Annotated in this window: 13 protein-coding genes; 2 read left to right on the top strand and 11 right to left on the bottom strand. The window is 62.1% G+C overall.

From position 1 onward, the window contains the following. Positions 1–42 precede the first annotated feature (42 nt). The 10 genes from aztD to KTR60_RS25970 all read right to left on the bottom strand — a co-directional run bounded on the left by aztD (position 43) and on the right by KTR60_RS25970 (position 13,483). On the bottom strand, positions 43–1,290 hold the full coding sequence (aztD, locus tag KTR60_RS26015) for a zinc metallochaperone AztD (protein ID WP_228401408.1): 1,248 nt from the start codon (positions 1,288–1,290) through the stop codon (positions 43–45). Positions 1,291–1,352: 62 nt separating this feature from the next. Continuing rightward, positions 1,353–2,597 (bottom strand): benzoate/H(+) symporter BenE family transporter, encoded by a 1,245-nt coding sequence (locus KTR60_RS26010; protein ID WP_228401407.1) that lies wholly within the window; start codon positions 2,595–2,597, stop codon positions 1,353–1,355. Between the two features lie 4 nt (positions 2,598–2,601). Next, on the bottom strand, positions 2,602–5,304 hold the full coding sequence (locus KTR60_RS26005; protein ID WP_065351508.1) for a helix-turn-helix transcriptional regulator: 2,703 nt from the start codon (positions 5,302–5,304) through the stop codon (positions 2,602–2,604). Continuing rightward, complete coding sequence (locus tag KTR60_RS26000) at positions 5,301–6,686, bottom strand: MFS transporter (RefSeq protein ID WP_209922202.1); 1,386 nt, start codon at positions 6,684–6,686, stop codon at positions 5,301–5,303. The genes KTR60_RS26005 and KTR60_RS26000 overlap by 4 nt, the downstream gene beginning before the upstream one ends. Positions 6,687–6,730: 44 nt before the next feature. Beyond that, on the bottom strand, positions 6,731–7,513 hold the full coding sequence (locus KTR60_RS25995) for a 1,6-dihydroxycyclohexa-2,4-diene-1-carboxylate dehydrogenase (RefSeq protein WP_050656063.1): 783 nt from the start codon (positions 7,511–7,513) through the stop codon (positions 6,731–6,733). After that, positions 7,510–9,063 (bottom strand): benzoate 1,2-dioxygenase electron transfer component BenC, encoded by a 1,554-nt coding sequence (benC, locus tag KTR60_RS25990; RefSeq protein ID WP_050656062.1) that lies wholly within the window; start codon positions 9,061–9,063, stop codon positions 7,510–7,512. The genes KTR60_RS25995 and benC overlap by 4 nt, the downstream gene beginning before the upstream one ends. 31 nt (positions 9,064–9,094) lie before the next feature. Continuing rightward, the gene (gene benB, locus KTR60_RS25985; protein ID WP_003939939.1) at positions 9,095–9,604 is read right to left on the bottom strand and encodes a benzoate 1,2-dioxygenase small subunit; all 510 of its coding nucleotides are present in this window, start codon (positions 9,602–9,604) and stop codon (positions 9,095–9,097) included. An 11-nt stretch (positions 9,605–9,615) separates the two neighbouring features. Beyond that, positions 9,616–11,013, bottom strand: coding sequence for a benzoate 1,2-dioxygenase large subunit (gene benA, locus KTR60_RS25980; protein ID WP_209922207.1), 1,398 nt, complete (start codon positions 11,011–11,013; stop codon positions 9,616–9,618). A 260-nt stretch (positions 11,014–11,273) separates the two neighbouring features. After that, positions 11,274–12,902, bottom strand: a complete 1,629-nt coding sequence (locus KTR60_RS25975) for a 4-hydroxyphenylacetate 3-hydroxylase family protein (protein WP_020971036.1) — start codon at positions 12,900–12,902, stop codon at positions 11,274–11,276. Between the two features lie 11 nt (positions 12,903–12,913). After that, a complete protein-coding gene (locus KTR60_RS25970) occupies positions 12,914–13,483 on the bottom strand; it encodes a flavin reductase family protein (protein WP_162114601.1) in 570 nt (189 codons plus the stop codon). Positions 13,484–13,756: 273 nt separating this feature from the next. Between KTR60_RS25970 and KTR60_RS25965 the strand changes: the two genes are divergently transcribed. Then, positions 13,757–14,695: an AraC family transcriptional regulator gene (locus KTR60_RS25965; protein ID WP_228401406.1), complete on the top strand. Its 939-nt coding sequence runs from the start codon at positions 13,757–13,759 to the stop codon at positions 14,693–14,695. Here KTR60_RS25965 and KTR60_RS25960 read toward each other — a convergent pair. Beyond that, positions 14,692–15,462 carry an IclR family transcriptional regulator gene (locus tag KTR60_RS25960; RefSeq protein ID WP_003939932.1) on the bottom strand — a complete coding sequence of 257 codons (771 nt, stop codon included), beginning with the start codon at positions 15,460–15,462 and terminating at the stop codon, positions 14,692–14,694. The genes KTR60_RS25965 and KTR60_RS25960 overlap by 4 nt on opposite strands. A 199-nt stretch (positions 15,463–15,661) precedes the next feature. Between KTR60_RS25960 and catA the strand changes: the two genes are divergently transcribed. Beyond that, positions 15,662–16,501, top strand: a complete 840-nt coding sequence (gene catA, locus KTR60_RS25955) for a catechol 1,2-dioxygenase (RefSeq protein WP_003940427.1) — start codon at positions 15,662–15,664, stop codon at positions 16,499–16,501. Positions 16,502–16,521 lie beyond the last annotated feature (20 nt).

The following is a 16,521-nucleotide window of genomic DNA, read 5'->3' as shown; positions in this document are numbered from 1 at the left end:
CTCATCTCGGTGTGAGATGGGGGCCTGAGGTGAGGATCTGAATCAGCCGGTGACACCGGTCAATTCGTTGGGGGCGTGATCGAGAGTGGTCTCGGTCAGGATGCTGCCGTCCTCGAGGTCGACTGCGATCAGCTTCTTCGACGCTGGGTCGGTGACGTAAGCGGTGTGATCTTCTACGAAGAGCGCGGGCCTGGGCTCTTGCCATTTGGTGGGCTCGGTCCATGCGTCTATGACGGCGATCTTCTTGGTGACGACGCCGGTGTTCGGGTCGATGACGTGGATGGCGCCGTCGGTGCCGAGCACCAGTGCCTCTCCGTGTGGTCCGCGGCCGAGTGAGCGGAAGGTGTAGCTGGTGCCGAGGTCGACGAGCTTGAGTTCGGACGTCGTCGTGTTGGTCAGCGAGACCCGTTGCGGACGTTCGAGTTCGGCGTCCTTGTCGGTCTTGTAATCACCCAGCACGATGTCCGACTCCTCCGAGCCTGCCTGATTTCCGATGCGGCCGTATGCATCCGGACTCTGGACCTTGGTGATCGCTCCGTTCTTGTACACGAGCAACCCGTCCTGGCAGCCCAGCACGATGGCTTCGCCGGCAGCGACTGCTTCGCCGTGGACACCGGGGCACTGTTCGTTGCGCAGGATTTCCTTGCGGTCGGCATCGAGGACAGCTATGCCGTTGCGGGACTCCGAATTTCCGATGGTCGTCAACAGGCTGCCATCGGCAAGTGCGACCGCAACGCCGTGATGGGGTTCTGGCGTGGTGTACGTCTCGACGCGGGGCTGACGTTTTGCCAACTGAACCGGGTCGAAGATCTCGACCAGTCCCGAGCCGTCGTTGAAGAGAACGGTTTTTCCGGCATGGCGTACAACGTGTCCGGGTTCGTTGGCTGCGAACTCGACCTCGGACATCGCGGGATCGGCTGTGTAGTAATGAGAATGATCACCGTGAGCCGAAGACCACGTGCCGGTGTCGAGCACCTTGAATGCTTCGCCGGCAGAGATCATGACGTGGCGACCGTCGCCGGCCGGGTTGAGTCGGGTGAAGCCGTCGATCTCGGTCTCGCCGACCACGTCGAGGGAAGTTGCATCCAGCACCAGGACGCCGCCGTCGTACGACACGGCGAGACGTGGTGTTGCCGAGGCCTGTTCGGTTGGTGCGGCCGACGTCGTGGTCTTGGTTTCGGACTGGGCGGAGTCCTTGTTGTCGGACGAGCAACCCGTAACGAGGGCGAGTGAGAGGCCTACTGATGTGGCAAGGGTGAGGCGCCGCGACATGCGGGTGTTGAGGTGCATGGGTATAGATCTACTGCTTAATGTAAATGATTGTCAAAGTCGAGTATGCGAATATTCGCATGTCAGGTGTAGTCGGCTCGCTCGAGCATGCGCGAGGCGATGACCCCGAAGACGAGTCCCCAGAAAGCGGCTCCGATATTGAGTAGTTCGATGTCGGAGATCGTCACGAGGAACGCGATCAAAGCGCCGAAGGTGAATTTCCCGCCGAATGCGGTCACGAAGGCTCCCTGTAAGGCCTTGAGCATGGCCAGACCACCCAGAGTGACGATGAATGCCGTCGGAGTTCCCAACATCATCGCGACGAAAGTCGGGGCGAACAGTCCGAAGACGACGGCGAGTAAGCCGCAGAAGATTCCGGCGGTGTATTGGCGTGTCCGCTCTCCCGACGCCGTGAGCAATGCGTTCGTCGGCCCGGTAAGGCACGTCGAGACACAACCCACCGCCGCGTTCACGAGAGAGAACACACCGCAGGCAACCGTTGCTGCCCCGATCGGCGGTTGATGACCCGCTGCGCGGAGGACTGCGATTCCTTGGCCGTTCTGCACGACGACGACTGTGATCGCCAGCGGTACAACCAGTTCGATCATCGCCTGCCAAGACCAGGTTGGCGTGGTCAGCATCGGATGCGCCAGCCACTCGTGCGCGTCGCCGGCGGAGTTGAATCTTCCGGCCGCGAGTATCACGACCACGCCGACGATCAACGCGCCGAGAACGGGCGGAACGAATCTTCCCAGCTTGGCGAACACGCTCAGAGCGACAAAGGTGGCGATCATCGGCAGGGCGATCACCGCGTCGTGGGCGGGCGCTTCGACCAAATCCGTTCCGAAATGAAGGAAAACGCCTGCCACCATTGCCATTACGATGGGCAAGGGTAATGCGGCCATGATCGGTGTGACCCACCCTGTCAATCCCAACAGCAAGATCAGGGCGCCGGTCGCGAAGAACGCTCCGAGCACTTGCTCCCACAGCAGATGCTCCAACGACGCTCCGACGACAACGGTTCCGGGAATCGTCCAGAAGAAGGCCAGCGGCTGCCGGTACAGCCAGGAAGCCGTGATGGTGAGAATTCCGTTGACGAAGAAGGCACCGAAAAGCCAAGAGGCCAATTGAGCTTGACTCAGTCCACCCGCCAACCCCGCAGCGAGAATGACCGCCACCGGCCCGGTGGCCGAGAAGACGATGCCGATGATTCCGTTGGCAATGGACGTTCCGCCGAAGTCGCGCAAGACCCGCTTCGGGCCGTAGAGCGGTTGGGGGAGTGGCTCGGTGACGACGCGAACGGGCGCGGTCGTCGTAGTGTCCGGCATGTTCTCAGTTCTCCTGATGCGGATCCGAAAGCCCTCGGTCGCGGAACAAAGCCGCGAGTTCGCTCCGTGATCGCAGTCCGAGTTTCGCGTACGCGCGCGTGAGGTGATATTGAATGGTCTTGACGGAGAGGAACAATTCGCCGGCAGCTTCCTTGTTGGACTTGCCCGCTGCGACAAGGTCGGCGACGGCTCGTTCTTGCGGGGTCAGGTCGGTGATTCCCTTCTCCGTCCGCGAGAGGTTCAACCCGCCCGCGCGGAGTTCGCGCTCGCAGCGCTCGACGTAAGTAGCGGCGCCCAACGAGTGATACAGCTCGCGGGCGGCGCGGAGGACGACGTCGGCCTCCGCGCGTTTCCCGGCCCGGCGGAGAGTTTGGCCGTAGGCAAAATTGATTCGGGCTCGGTCGTAGGGGAGCGGCAGCGTCTCGATGCCGAGTAGTGCAGCATCGAAACTTTCTCTTGCCGAGTCGAGTTCGCCCCGTGCGCCGTGGATCCGGCCGCGAACGTAGCCGAGACGTGCCGCAGCTGAGCGGTGCTCCCGACGTCGTGCGGTCTGCTCGTGTGGTTGCAGAAAGGCGTCGGCATCATCAGCTCGCCCGACCATGACCAATGCATTGGCGTAGAGATCGACCCACGGCCAGAAGCCCGGCTCGTCGAGCCATTGTTGCGCCTTGCTCGAGGTGAGCGGAGCCAGCGCCACCAGAACTTCGGCGTAGTCGGCGGCGGCCTCGGCAACCTGGGCCCTGGCGAGAAGTGCAGGAACATACATGATTTCGTAGGCATGAATGCCGGCGTACGCACGTCGCACATGGTCACGGGCCAGTTCCCAGTTGCCGCGCAGAGCGTGAATCTGTGCTCCCGACCAGTGGACCAACGGCCGGATGATCTCGATCTCGAACCGATCCACCTCGGCACCGGCGCCCTCGACGGTCGAGAGCGCTTCGTCCCAGGCGCCGAGAGCGAATTGAGTGCGGGCGAGCCAGGCCTGTGCCCACAGTGAGATTCTTGCCGAACCACTGGAAAACTCTGTGGACACCGCGCTTTCGAGGTCGCGTCTGGCGGACTCCGGGTGGTCCAACGCAAGCTCGAGCCATCCGCGTCCCATCTGGAAGCGCTGTGCTTGGGCTCCGGGGCGGACACGATCGGAGAGTTCGGCGTATGCCGCGAGCGCATTCTCGGTTCTTCCGGTAGCACCGAGCCCGAGACCCTTGATCGCTTCGGACTCCACTGCTGCGGGATCAGAAGGGCCCACCAATTCGACTGCGCGGTCAACCCACTCGACGAGCGCCGTGCCATCGAGCCGAGCCAGAGAATGCAGGACCATTCGTTGGGCGATCATCGCAGCGATGCCTGGCTCACGATCCACGCTGCAGCTGTCCCACGCTCTGGTCAGAAGATCGGCGGCCTCGGTCGGTCGCCCTCTATGGATGGCGAGGTAGCCGAGGACGGCGTCGCGGAGAGGCCCGCGCGAAATACTCTCGATCTCCGGCACGAAGACCATGGCGCGGGGGATGTCACCCGATCCGGTCAGCGCGTCGACTCCGCGGAGCAGTCGGTCCTCGTGTTCGGTTCGGGCTGTGGTGAGACGGCTTGCCGTGACCATGGCGTCGGCGACTTCCGACCACGCGCCGTCGGATGCTCGTAGTGATGCGTACGCAACGAGTTCGGCGGCGAGGTCCTCGTCATGGGTGGTGCTGGCAGCGGCAAGGTGGAAAAGCCGTTCACCTTCTCCCCAAGCGATCTCGGCTGCGCGTGTGTGCAGCAGATGCAAGTGCGCGGGTCCCAACGCCCCGCGCACTGCGGCCGTGACCATCGTGCTGCTCAGTGACACCTCGGTGCTGCCGCGCTGCTCGTGGACAGAAAGGAGGCCGCTGGCAAAGGCGCTGTCCAAGGCGCCGACCACGTCGTCGATTTCGGCTAGCTGAGCAAGATGCGACAACGTCGTGCTGCGCCCGACAACTGCTGCGGCTTCGATCAACGTTCGTGCTCCCGCCGAACACGTAGCGAGGGCGGCGGCGATCGACACTGCACGATGGCGAGGGACGGGCAAAGTTCGGTGCCACTGGGTCCAATAGGTAGGTGGCAGCTCGTCGAGAAGCGAGACGATGTCGAGTGTGTTGCCCGCGGTGAAGTCCTGAAGGGCAAGCGCGACGCCGGAGCTGAGGTCGATTCCGCTTCGCATGCGCGCGATGTCGATGATGACGGGTGCGTCGATCGGGCTGATGTGCAAACGCGTCGACCAGTGCAGGTCGAGAATCTGCCTGACATCCTCGCGCAGGAACGGCGTTTCCTCGGCGACGAGGACGAACAGCAGTGGTGCCGTTCGGCCTCGATGGAGGGCGGAGGTGATTGCCTGAAGCGAGCTGACATCGCTGTGATGGGCATCGTCGACGACGATCAGGGTCAGTTGCTCCGCTGCGTCGACGATCTCGTGTGCAACGGCGACCGGGTCCGAGTTGGAAACCGGACGTTCGAGTAGTTGTTCGATCACTCCGAAGGCAGTGTTCGATTCCCACTCCAGCCCACGAGCGCGGCGGAGCGTATGAGCGGAAGAGATTTCGGCGAACCGGTCGACGAGAGTGGACTTACCGCTACCGGCATCGCCTTCGACCAGCACGAGAGTCGGCACTCCTGTCTCTGCCGCGGCCAAGGCTCGGCCGAGAACGGCGAGCTCGCGTTCTCGGCCGAGCAACAGGTCACGAAGTGTCACCCGACTACCGTAACGCCGGGCTCACCACGGGTTTCCTTTTCGGCACGGTCTCCATCGGATCGAAGTGCAGTGGCACCCAGATCAGGTGCTTGCTTCGGCACGAAGAAGGTGACGATGGCGCCCAGCACCGCGATGCCGGCGAAGACGTAGAACGCCGATTCGGAACTGATTCCGGCGCTGATCAAACTTCCGCCGATCAGTGGCCCGAATATCCCGCCCAGACGTCCGAATCCGGCGCACCACGCGACACCTGCGGCCCGAGCGGCCGTCGAATAGTAGTTGGACACGAATCCGTAGATCAGAACCTGAGTACCGATGGTTCCGACACCCGCGATGGCAACGGAGGCGAGGAGTACGGGAAGCGGGAACCCGAATGTGAACAGGAGCAGGGCGAGTGCGGCCAGGCCGAAGGTGGTTGCGACAACCCGCTGCGGACCGGTTACGTCCGCGATCTTGGAGGCGAGAAGTCCACCGATGATGGCACCGCCATTGAGTACCAACAGGAACGAGAGCGAACCCTTCGCGTTGTATCCCGCGTTTTCCATGATCTTGGGCAGCCAGGTGTTCAGTCCGTAGGTCAGGAGGAGGCCGGCGAAGCTCATGAGGCCGAGAAGCGCGGTGCCCCAGACATATTGTCTGCTCGCCAACGCTCGGAAGCCGACCTTCTCGGCTACGGCGTCGTTGGGTCGATCTGTACCGACAGGCAATGGAATTCCGGTTTTCGAGGAAATGGCGCGAGCTTCCTCGACACGTCCGCGAGCAATCAGCCACGCGGGAGACTCGGGCAGTTTGAACCAGGCGAGTGGGAACAGGAACACCAATGGCAGGGCGCCGATGAGGAACAGTCCGCGCCATCCGATGGAATCACGGAGAACGATCGCCAGGACGGAAGCCATGACGCCACCGGCCGGGACACCGCTGTAGACGATGGCGTTGAACAGATTGCGGCGTCCCGGCGGCGCGAACTCGGCAATCATGGCTCCGGCGGTGGCGACAAGCCCACCGACACCGATGCCGGTGAAGAACCGCAGCAGACCGAAAGTGGTGATGCTGGTGGCGAACGCTGCCAGTGCCATTCCGACCGAGAACCAGATGATGTTGACCAGCATCATCTTTCGGCGACCGAAGTGATCGCCGATCGCTCCACACGTCAGTGCGCCGACCATCACTCCGACGAGTGCATACGAACCCAACGCGCCGGCCTGAGATGCGGTCAAGGCGCCGATATGGCTGGGGTCGTCCATGAGTACGGGCAGGATCGTGCCGTACACGACCAGGTCGTATCCGTCGAACAGAATGGCAATGGCGGCGATGGTGACCACCCACAACACTGACGAGCGATGGCGGGCACTGGCCCAGGAACCACGTTCGATCGAGGACATGGCGAATCTCCGTTCGAGAGATCAGGAATCGGGGGAGGCTGGATTCAGCCGAGGTCGCCACCGGCGACGGGCAGAACCGTTCCGGTGACATACGAAGCCTCTTCGGAGGCAAGGAAAGTGATAGCAGCAGCCTGTTCGTCCAGGGTGCCGTAACGCTTGAGTAGCGACGAGTCGACGGTCTGGTCGACGATCTGCTGGTACCAGGCCTTCTCCTCGTCGGTCTCGGCACCCGGTCCGCGTGCCACGACGCGTGGTGGCGCCTCGGTTCCGCCGGGAGCGGTTGCCACGACGCGTATTCCGTACTGCGCGACTTCCATCGCCAGTGCAGCGGTGATCGCGCTGACCCCGCCCTTGGCCGCCGCGTAAGGAACACGGTTGACACCGCGGGTGGCGACCGAGGAGACGTTGACGATGGTGCCGCTCGCCTGCTCGATCAGATGGGGCAGTACGGCGCGACACGTCCAGAGCGTGGGGAACAGTGATCGTGTGACCTCGGCTTGTATCTGCTGCGGCGTGTAGTGCTCGTAGGGTTTGGCCCAGATGGTCCCACCGACGTTGTTGACCAGGACGTCGATGCGTCCGAAGCGCTCCAATGCGGAATCTATTGCATTCTGGGCGCCTTCGAACGTCTCGAGATCCGCGGTCACCGAATGGGAACGCTCCAGCGGTGTCGCAATGTCGTGAACCAATTCAGCTCGATCCACAAGCGCGACGGAACCGCCTTCTGCGGAAACTCTTTCGGCAACGCTGCGCCCGATCCCCTGAGCCGCTCCGGTGACGACCACGACCCGGTCGTCGAACCGGCCGGCGAAGAATCTCGTGCTCACGACGCCACACTTTCCCGAGCGTCAGTGATGGCGCGGTGCATCGTCGACTTGGCGTGTTCGCTGTGCTGGACGATCAGATCACGGGCCGCGGCGCGATCATTCTGCTCGAATGCACTCACGATACGTGAGTGATCCTCCGCGACATGTTCGTCCACCCAATCGGCGGTGCGGAGCACTCGGTTCATCAGTTGTGTGACCTCGAGACGGTGGTATGCCTGCAGGAGCACTTCGTTTCCGGTGCAGCGGAAGAGGAAGTCGTGGAACAGGGCATTGGTTTCGGTGAATGCCGCTGCGTCCGTGAAGTGATCGCGGTCGATGGAAGCAGCCGAGTTCTCCGCCAGAATGCGGTACTCCGTCAACTGTGCTGGAGTGAGGCGGCCGATCGTGAGTTCCATTGCTCCGAGTTCGAGTGCCATCCGAGCGTCGAACTGTGCGTCCGACTCCGCGACCGGCAGATGTTCTTCACCGATCTCGTACGTGCCGGCAGCTGATTCTTCGGCCGAGGCTGCCGGTGAATCAGCCGGTGCTGCCGCATTGTTGAACTTTTCGAAGTAGAAGTTCGTGGGTGTGATCGATACGTCCTTGAAGTGCAGACGTACGGCTTCGACCATCGGCGGCGGGCCGCACAGGTAGACGTCTACGTTGCCGTCGTCGAGGTGATCGGGCTCGATCAAGCCCGTGACATAGCCCTTGTTCGGTGCTGTGCTGTCGGGATCGGATACGCAGTAGTCGAAGGTGAACTGGGGTAGAGACTCCGCGTAGTCGTGCAGTTTGTCGAGTTCGACGAGATCGGTGTCGGAGCTGACGCCGTAGACCAGATGGACGGGCCGAGTGGAGCTTTCGGTACGCATCTTCTCCAGTATGGAGAGCAGCGGGGCCAAGCCGGTTCCGCCGGCAAGCAGTAGGGCTCTCCGTTGACCTGACCGGAGGAAGAAGCTACCCATCGGTCCGGTCAATTCGAGAGTGTCGCCTACCTGCGCGCGCTGACTGAGATACTCGGACATCAGACCACCCGGGGTGATCTTGACCAGGAACGACGCCGACTCGACCTCAGGGCCGGAGCTGAACGAGTACGACCGCGTCGCTTCGGTTCCGGGAACGAGGATGTTCACGTACTGACCGGGGAGGAAGACCAGATCTGCGCGGTTGTCGACTGCGACGGTGAAACCCACCGTGGAATCCGAATGGCGAATGATCTCGGTGATGGTGGACGTGTACGAACCGGCAGTGGTCTTGGCGACCGCCGACGTGGTGGGAATCTGCAGCACGAGATCAGATTCCGGCACCATCTGGCACGGAAGGCAGTATCCCTGCTCGGCCTCGTCGTCCGTCAGGGCCTCCTCGATGTAGTCGCCGGCATCGAAAGTACCTGACTCACAGAGTGATTTGCAGGTGCCACATGCTCCGTCGCGGCAGTCGAGCGGAATATTGATTCGTGCGCGGTACGACGCGTCCGCGACGGTCTCGTCGGTGTTGCATTCGACGAAGCGGGTGATGCCGTCTTCGAAACTCAGGGCTACTTGAAAGGTCGGCGCAGCTTGAATGCTCATGGGAAACAGCTCGATTCGAAGGGAAGTCGTGTCAGAAGTGGTAGATGTCGACCACGTGATGGATGTAGTCGTTCTTGAGGACTACCTTCTTCTTCATGATCAACGGCTGCTCGCCCGAGAAGTCGATCGTGTAGTGCGAGGTGCCGAAGTAGGTGTCGACTGTGTTGTAGCGGAAGTACAGCGTGAACCAATTGAAGCGGACGTCGACGACGAAGCCGCGTTCTTCGATCACTTCCACGTTGGTGATGTTGTGACCGGTGCGGGGCTCGGGAAGGCTTGTCGCGCTGGAACGGTCAGTCCTGATTCGGAACACGCGGTCCTCGATACCGCCGCGATTCGGGTAGTAGATCAGGGAGATCTCTGCGGCCGGGTCCGTGGTCAGCTCGCCGTCGTCCGCCCATGCGGGCATCCAGTACTCGGAATCGGGGTGGTAGCACTCGATCCACTTCTCGAACTCGCGATCGTCCAGATAGCGAGCCTCACGGTAGAGAAACTGCTGCACTGTTTCGAGGGCGACGGCATTGGTGGTGGTGACAGTCATGGTGATCGTCCTCAGATGGTCCGGTTGGAAGCGGCTTGCTCGGCATCTACGGCCGCAAGCATGGCGTCGCGCCAGTACCCGTGCTGAATGGGATACAAGCCTTCGTCCTCGGTCTTGGCTCCGCTCGAGAGCACGCGATTCATGCCGAGATCCTTCGCGACGTCGTTCGGACCGGGAATCTGGTGTGTGACGCCACGGCTGAGGTCGTTCCACGGGGCGCCGGCTGCCTGGTAGGTCTTCTGGCAGGAACGGAACTCTTCGAGATCGTCCGGGGTGGCCATACCGCTGGCATTGAAGAAGTCCTCGTACTGACGGATGCGGTTGCTGCGCGCTTCGGCGCTCTCTCCCTTGGGCGCGATGCAGTAGATGGTGACTTCGGTCTGGTCCACGGAGATCGGACGGAAGTGCCGGATCTGGCTGCTGAATTGATCCATGAGGTAGACGTTCGGGTACAGGCAGAGGTTCCTCGACGCACCGACCATGAATTCGGCCTTCTTGGAACCGAACTGAGCCTCCAGTTCTGCTTTGCGTTCGAACAGGGGTCGGTCCTCGGGATTGCCCCACCACATCCAGAGCAGGAGGTGGCCGTAGTCGTAGGAGAAGTATCCACCGCCCTGCTTCCCCCAGGTGCCGGCGTCCATGGCTTTGGTCTCGTTGGACGATTCACCGGCGGTGCGGCGAGCGGTGGTAGCGGCGTAGTTCCAGTGCGTCGAAGACACGTGGTAGCCGTCGGCACCGTTCTCGGTCTGCAACTTCCAGTTGCCGTCGTAGGTGTAGGTGGATGCACCGCGCAGAACTTCGAGTCCGTCAGGTGACTGATCGACGATCATGTCGATGACCTTCGTGGTGTCACCGAGGTGCTCTTCGAGTGGCAGCACGTCGGGGTTGAGGCTGCCGAAGAGGAAGCCGCGATAGTTCTCGAACCGCGCCACCCTGGTCAGGTCGTGTGAGCCGTCTTTGTTGAACTGCTCCGGATAGCCACCGGTGCGAGCGTCCTTGGCCTTGAGGAGTTTTCCGCTGTTGTTGAAGGTCCAGCCGTGGAACGGGCAGGTGAAGGTGGTTCGGTTGTCGGTCTTACGGCGACAGAGCATCGCACCGCGGTGGCTGCATGCGTTGATCAGCGCACCCAATTCGCCGTCCTTGTTGCGGGTGATCACAATGGGCTGACGGCCCATGTAGGTGGTGAAGTAGTCGCCGACGTTCGGGATCTGGCTCTCGTGCGCGAGGTAGATCCAATTGCCTTCGAAGATGTGCGTCATCTCGAGTTCGAACAGTTGCTCGTCCGTGAAGACGCTGCGCCGCACCTGGTAGCGGCCGGTCTCCGGCTCCTCGACGAGCGCGTCGTCGAGGACGGCGCGGATGTTCGCGAACTGGTCGGTGCCGCGGGCAGCATCCAACATATCCGTCATGGGTGTCCTCCAGATAAGAGTGGGCGCCTACCGAGAAAGCCGAGGGCTGTCGGACCAAATCGGTGGGACCCGCTTTCCGGACGGGGCTGCGTCCGGTACTGAATTCACCTTGACATCGTGTGTCTCGGGTCACACTAGGCAATTGCCTAGTCCTGACCAAGGGTGCAGTGTTCGTCGAATTCTGCTGATGGGCCATGCCTGCTGAAGACGACGAGCAGGGCGGACTCGACATCGCGAGTCCGCCCTACCTGCCGAGGGGATTACCGGTTCTTGAAGAACGAGACGTCGTCGTTGCCGATGAGGTCAGGGACCGTCCAGCCGTCGAGGTCGTATTCACTCAAGCACTGCTCGGCCAGTCCCTTCATGGAACTTGCGTGTCCACGATTCTGGGCTGCGAACAGCAGTTCGGCTTTGACGTTCTCGTGATTGCCGGAGTAGTTGCGCTCGTAGAGTTCGTGTCGGCCGCCGAACTCGGTCCCGATCGAATCCCACAGCGCCTTCATGACTTTCACGCGGTCGACGGCGGTGATGCCGTCGGAACCGCGAACGTACTTGTCGAGGTACGGACGCACGTCCGGGCTCTTGAAGTCGAGTGAACTCGAAGGCAGGTAGATCAAGCCCGACGCGACGTCCTGTTCGATGATCTCCTTGATCCGCGGGTACCCCTGAATCATGAACATTCGATAGGTGAGGCCGTACTCGAGCTTCGGGATCACCGAATCGCCGACCCACTGTTCGGGATCGCGTGCCATCGATTCGGTCAACGACCAGAAGAGGTTTCGCCACCCGATCACCTCACCGACACGGGTCTGGACTCCGCGGAAGCCGCCGGCGCCGGTGGCTTCGAGTGCCTTCATCAACAGTCCGGCGATGAAGTCGAGCTTGACGGCCAGGCGAGTGCAGCCCTGAAAGGTGAAGCGCGGCAGGAAGCCCGATTGAGGGAAGAATGCGTTGATCCGGTCGACGTCGCCGTACATGAAGACGTTTTCCCACGGAACCAACACCTTGTCGAAGACGAAGATGGTGTCGTTCTCGTCCATGCGACTCGACAGCGGATAATCGAACGGACTGCCCATCACCGCAGCATGTTCGGTGTACGAGGTGCGGCAGATCAGCTTCACACCCGGCGCGTCCATCGGTACCGTGCAGATCAGGGCGAACTGCTTCTTCTTGATCGGCAGACCGTAGTGAGCGATGAAGTTGTAGTTCGTGATCGCCGATCCGGTGGCGACCACTTTGGCGCCGCTGACGATCAAACCTGCGTCGGTTTCCTTCTCCACCTTCATGAAGACGTCACCGACCTCGTCCGGTGGAAGTTGGCGATCCACCGGGGGATTGATGATCGCGTGGTTCCAGTACAGAACCTTCTCCTGCGATTCGCGGTACCAGCGTTCGGCGTTGTCCTGGAACGGTGCGTACAACTCCTTGTTGGCGTGGAGGGTGCCCAGGAAACTCGCCTTGTAGTCGGGGGAACGGCCCATCCAGCCGTAGGTCATACGAGCCCACGTCGCTATGGCATCGCGTTCCTTGAGCAGATCGGCCGAGGACGTCGGAGTGCGGAAGAACGGCATGGTGACACCGCCGTTGCCCGTGTCCGTCGGAACGGTCAAGGCGTCCACGTGCTCGCCCGTATGCAGAGCGTCGTACAGCCTTGCGGTCATGCGGATCGGATTCCGGAAGGCGGGGTGCGTCGTGACGTCCTTGACGCGATCACCGTGAAGCCAGATCTCGCGACCGTCCTGCAGGCTCGAGATGTACTCGTCGCCCGTCATCGGCCGGGTGGCGAAGTTCTTCGTGCGGTTGGCTTCGCTGTCGGCGGCCGGATTGACCTGTGGTGCTCCGGAATCTGCGGGATCGACGCCGGTGGGAGGAATTTCGGTGGTCGTCATGGCAAAGCCTTTCAGATCGTTTGGGGTGCGGGCTGAAGATGAATCGGGGTGAACGAAGTGGTGGCGTCGAACCAGCCGCTGTGGGGGTCGTCCTGACTTCCGTTCCAGACTGTGGTCGACGAGGTAGTGCCTAGATCGTGAAAAGTGCTTCGGTAGAACAGAAGCGGATCCTTGCCACTCGACTGAGCGTCGACGATCTCGCCGATGAAGATGATGTGGTCACCGCCGTCGTACTCCCTCCACGGGACGCACGAGATGGTTGCTGCGGCGCCGTCGAGCAGGGGAGCGGTCGGTCCGTCGATCCACTTCGGTTCGGTGCGCTGCGGTCGGCCGGCAAAATGCATGGCCGTGTCCACTTGGTCGGAGGCAAGGATGTTGACCGCAAACGGCGCGTTGCCGAGGTAGCCGCACGCCTTGGACTTGCGAGTCATCGTGATCTGGCACAGCCGTGGTTCCAGGGAAATGGCCGTGAATGCGGTGACCGTGGCTCCGTGTGGTTGACCGTCGGCATTGGTACAGGTGATGACGGTGACGCCGCTCGCGAATTGACCGAAGATTCCTCGAAGCTGATTTTGTTCCATGACCGGACCTCCTTGTCGGATGGCGGTTGAGTGAGAGTGCCGCGAAGTGCGGGAGGGAAGTAGTGGGCGACTCGCGCCGGGAGTGAAGACGAACGTACGGCGGGCGCAGGCTTCGGTCGATCCGTACAGCGCGGTGGCTATCCGGATTGCGCACCCGATCGCGGCCCGTACCCGTTTTCTCTTGGAAGTGACCGGGGACACAGTGTTCAATGATGTTCAGCGCCCTTGCTCGGCAATGTGGCTGGTCACGGGTTTGGAAGGTGAAGAAGGACGATGGTCGACTCCATGATCGGTACAGCTCCCCGCGACTGGGACGAGGCGTGTCATGCGGTTTCGGACGCCTACTTTCCGCACTCGCTGACGCCGTTGTCTCGGCATGCGGCCAGTGGAGTCGGGGTGTGCACCACCGAGTTGGGACCGCTGAGGATCGCTCATATTCGGTGGGGAGCAGACGTCGCCGTCGAATCCGATCATCCCGGTGCCTATGGGGTGAACATCCCGCTCTCGGGCGAGCTCGAGTCGGTGTTCGCGGGCTCGCACGTGCTCTCGACGCAGGGTGTTGCGACGGTATGTCCACCCGACATCACGACAAGAATTACGCGGTGGAGTGCGGACTGCGAGATCGTCGGAGTCCGGATGGACCGTCAGTACCTCGACCGTGAGATGGAAAAGGTTCTCGGTCGACCCGGAATGCACTTGCCTGATCAGGTGGATCTTCGGGGCGACGACGGAGCCAGATGGCTGAAATTTGTTCGCTCACTGTCGGATCAGATACTCGGCCCGGTCGGCGTGCTGCACAACGAACTGGTGGCAGGTCAGCTCTCCGGCGCCGTGGTCACGGCATTCGTCCTTGCCGCAATGCCCGAAAGCGAGGACGCGGTGCGACACGCCAGGCCACGCATCGTCAAGCGGGTGCTCGACGAGATGCACGACGACCCGGCCCGCGTGTGGACCGCAGCCGAGATGGCGGAGGTGGCGGGCGTCAGCGTACGGAGATTGCAGGAGGGATTTCGGCAGTACGTGGGCCGGAGTCCGTCGGAATGCCTGCTCGACATCCGTCTCGAGCGGGTCCATGCAGATCTGGTGGATGCCGACGACTCGACGACGGTCACCAATGTCGCTGTGAGATGGGGTTTCACGCACACCGGACGGTTCGCGTCGTCCTTTCGGCGTAAGTACGGATTGCTGCCTTCCGAGGTGTTGAGGCGCTAGCTTCGGTACCCCATGTCCGCGCTGAGTTGGTTCGCCTTCTCGACGAGGAAAGGCGCGACGTCGGCGCGGAAAGCTTCCGGGGATGTTCGTCCGGCCGAGGTCGAACACGCTGTCACTCCGACGACGCTTCCACCGGCGTCGCGGACGGGAGCAGCGAGGGAAATCAGGCCGTCTTCCAGTTCCTCCGATGTGAGCGCGTATCCCTGCTCGCGCACCACCCGGAGGGCGGTATGGAATGCGCCTTCGTCGGTGATCGTGGTGGGTGTGAGGGCGTCGAACGTGGAGTTCGCGATGACGTTGTCGACGATTTCGGTTGGCGCCCAAGCTAGCAGGGCTCGACCCATGGAGGTGGCATATGCAGGCACTCGGGTGCCGACGCTGACGTTGATGCTCATGATCCGCCGGACGGGTACACGCGCGGCGTAGACCACGTCGACACCGTCGAGCACCCCGAGCGACGCCGACTCGTGGGTGTGTTCTGCGATCTCCAACAGACGAGGGAGCGCCGCCTCCGTCAAGGCATGTGATGCCGAGAAGTGCTGCCCGATGCTCAGAACGCGTGGGGTGAGCGACCACCGACTGTTGTTGCCGGTGACGTATCCGAGCTTCTGCAGCGTGAGGAGGATGCGCCGGACCGCTGGGCGGGAGAGACCCGTTTCGGCGGCAAGATCGGCGAGCGACGGGTTGGGGTTCTTCTCGTCGAAGGCCGTCAGCACAGCAAATCCACGCTCGATGCTCTGGATGTAATCGCGATCGTTCTCGCTCACGGAATGGCCTTTCATCTGCGGGTATGCCCGATCGACGCCTTCGAAGGTTGACAAACCTTGTGACTGGGCGCACAGTACAAGCGTACGCACAGCGTAACAGATGTACGCAGAGCGTACAACCCAAACTTGGGGAGCCGACGCAGCCCAGCAGTACGGCACCCACCCGGTAACAGCCACATACGGCCCCGAGGAGGACCACATGACCACTTCCGAGAGCCCCACCGCAGTAGGTTCGGGTACTGCCGCCACCGACAAGTTCCTCCAGGAACGAGTCAGCGCGGACACCCCGCCCGAACGCGTCTCGGCCATCGCCAAGGACGTGCTCGAGGCACTCGCAGGCGTCATCGACAAGCACGGCATCACCTACCCCGAGTACCGCGTCCTCAAGCAGTGGCTCATCGACATCGGCCAGTTCGGCGAGTGGCCCCTGTGGCTGGACGTCTTCCTCGAGCACAACGTCGAGGAGGTCGCGTACCGCGGCCAGCACGGCACCAAGGGAAGCATCGAGGGCCCGTACTACGTTGCCGATGCCAAGACGTTGCCTGCCAAGTGTGAACTTCCGATGCGTGACAACGAGGTTGGATCGAAGCTGGTCTTCGAGGGCCAGGTTCGCGATCTCGACGGCAAGGGGTTGGGCGGTGCAACCGTCGAACTCTGGCACGCGGACGACGAAGGCTACTACTCCCATTTCGCGCCGCACATCCCCGACGGCAACCTCCGCGGAACGATCGTCGCCGACGACGAGGGACGCTTCGAGATCACCACGATTCAGCCTGCGCCGTACCAGATCCCGACCGACGGCCCCACCGGCTGGTTCATCGAGAAGGCCGGCTGGCACCCGTGGCGTCCGGCTCACCTGCACCTCATGGTGAAGGCTCCCGGTAAGCGCACCATCACCACCCAGCTCTATTTCAAGGATGGAGAGTGGATCGAGAACGACGTGGCAACGGCGACGAAGCCCGAACTGATTCTCGATCCGAAGCCAGGTGCCGACGGAACCAACCGGGTCACATACGACTTCGTGCTCGATCCGGCCTGATCCACAACTGCTCTGAAGAA

This window comes from Rhodococcus sp. C1 (assembly GCF_020809065.1).
Classification (GTDB): domain Bacteria; phylum Actinomycetota; class Actinomycetes; order Mycobacteriales; family Mycobacteriaceae; genus Rhodococcus_F; species Rhodococcus_F qingshengii.
This window is presented reverse-complemented; position numbering and strand designations above follow the sequence as displayed.

Coding starts and splice junctions, on each gene's coding strand:
- aztD (WP_228401408.1), bottom strand. CDS start 1,290: ATGCACCTCAACACCCGCATGTCGCGGCGCCTCACCCTTGCCACATCA.
- KTR60_RS26010 (WP_228401407.1), bottom strand. CDS start 2,597: ATGCCGGACACTACGACGACCGCGCCCGTTCGCGTCGTCACCGAGCCA.
- KTR60_RS26000 (WP_209922202.1), bottom strand. CDS start 6,686: ATGTCCTCGATCGAACGTGGTTCCTGGGCCAGTGCCCGCCATCGCTCG.
- benC (WP_050656062.1), bottom strand. CDS start 9,063: ATGAGCATTCAAGCTGCGCCGACCTTTCAAGTAGCCCTGAGTTTCGAA.
- benB (WP_003939939.1), bottom strand. CDS start 9,604: ATGACTGTCACCACCACCAATGCCGTCGCCCTCGAAACAGTGCAGCAG.
- benA (WP_209922207.1), bottom strand. CDS start 11,013: ATGACGGATATGTTGGATGCTGCCCGCGGCACCGACCAGTTCGCGAAC.
- KTR60_RS25975 (WP_020971036.1), bottom strand. CDS start 12,902: ATGACGACCACCGAAATTCCTCCCACCGGCGTCGATCCCGCAGATTCC.
- KTR60_RS25970 (WP_162114601.1), bottom strand. CDS start 13,483: ATGGAACAAAATCAGCTTCGAGGAATCTTCGGTCAATTCGCGAGCGGC.
- KTR60_RS25965 (WP_228401406.1), top strand. CDS start 13,757: ATGGTCGACTCCATGATCGGTACAGCTCCCCGCGACTGGGACGAGGCG.
- catA (WP_003940427.1), top strand. CDS start 15,662: ATGACCACTTCCGAGAGCCCCACCGCAGTAGGTTCGGGTACTGCCGCC.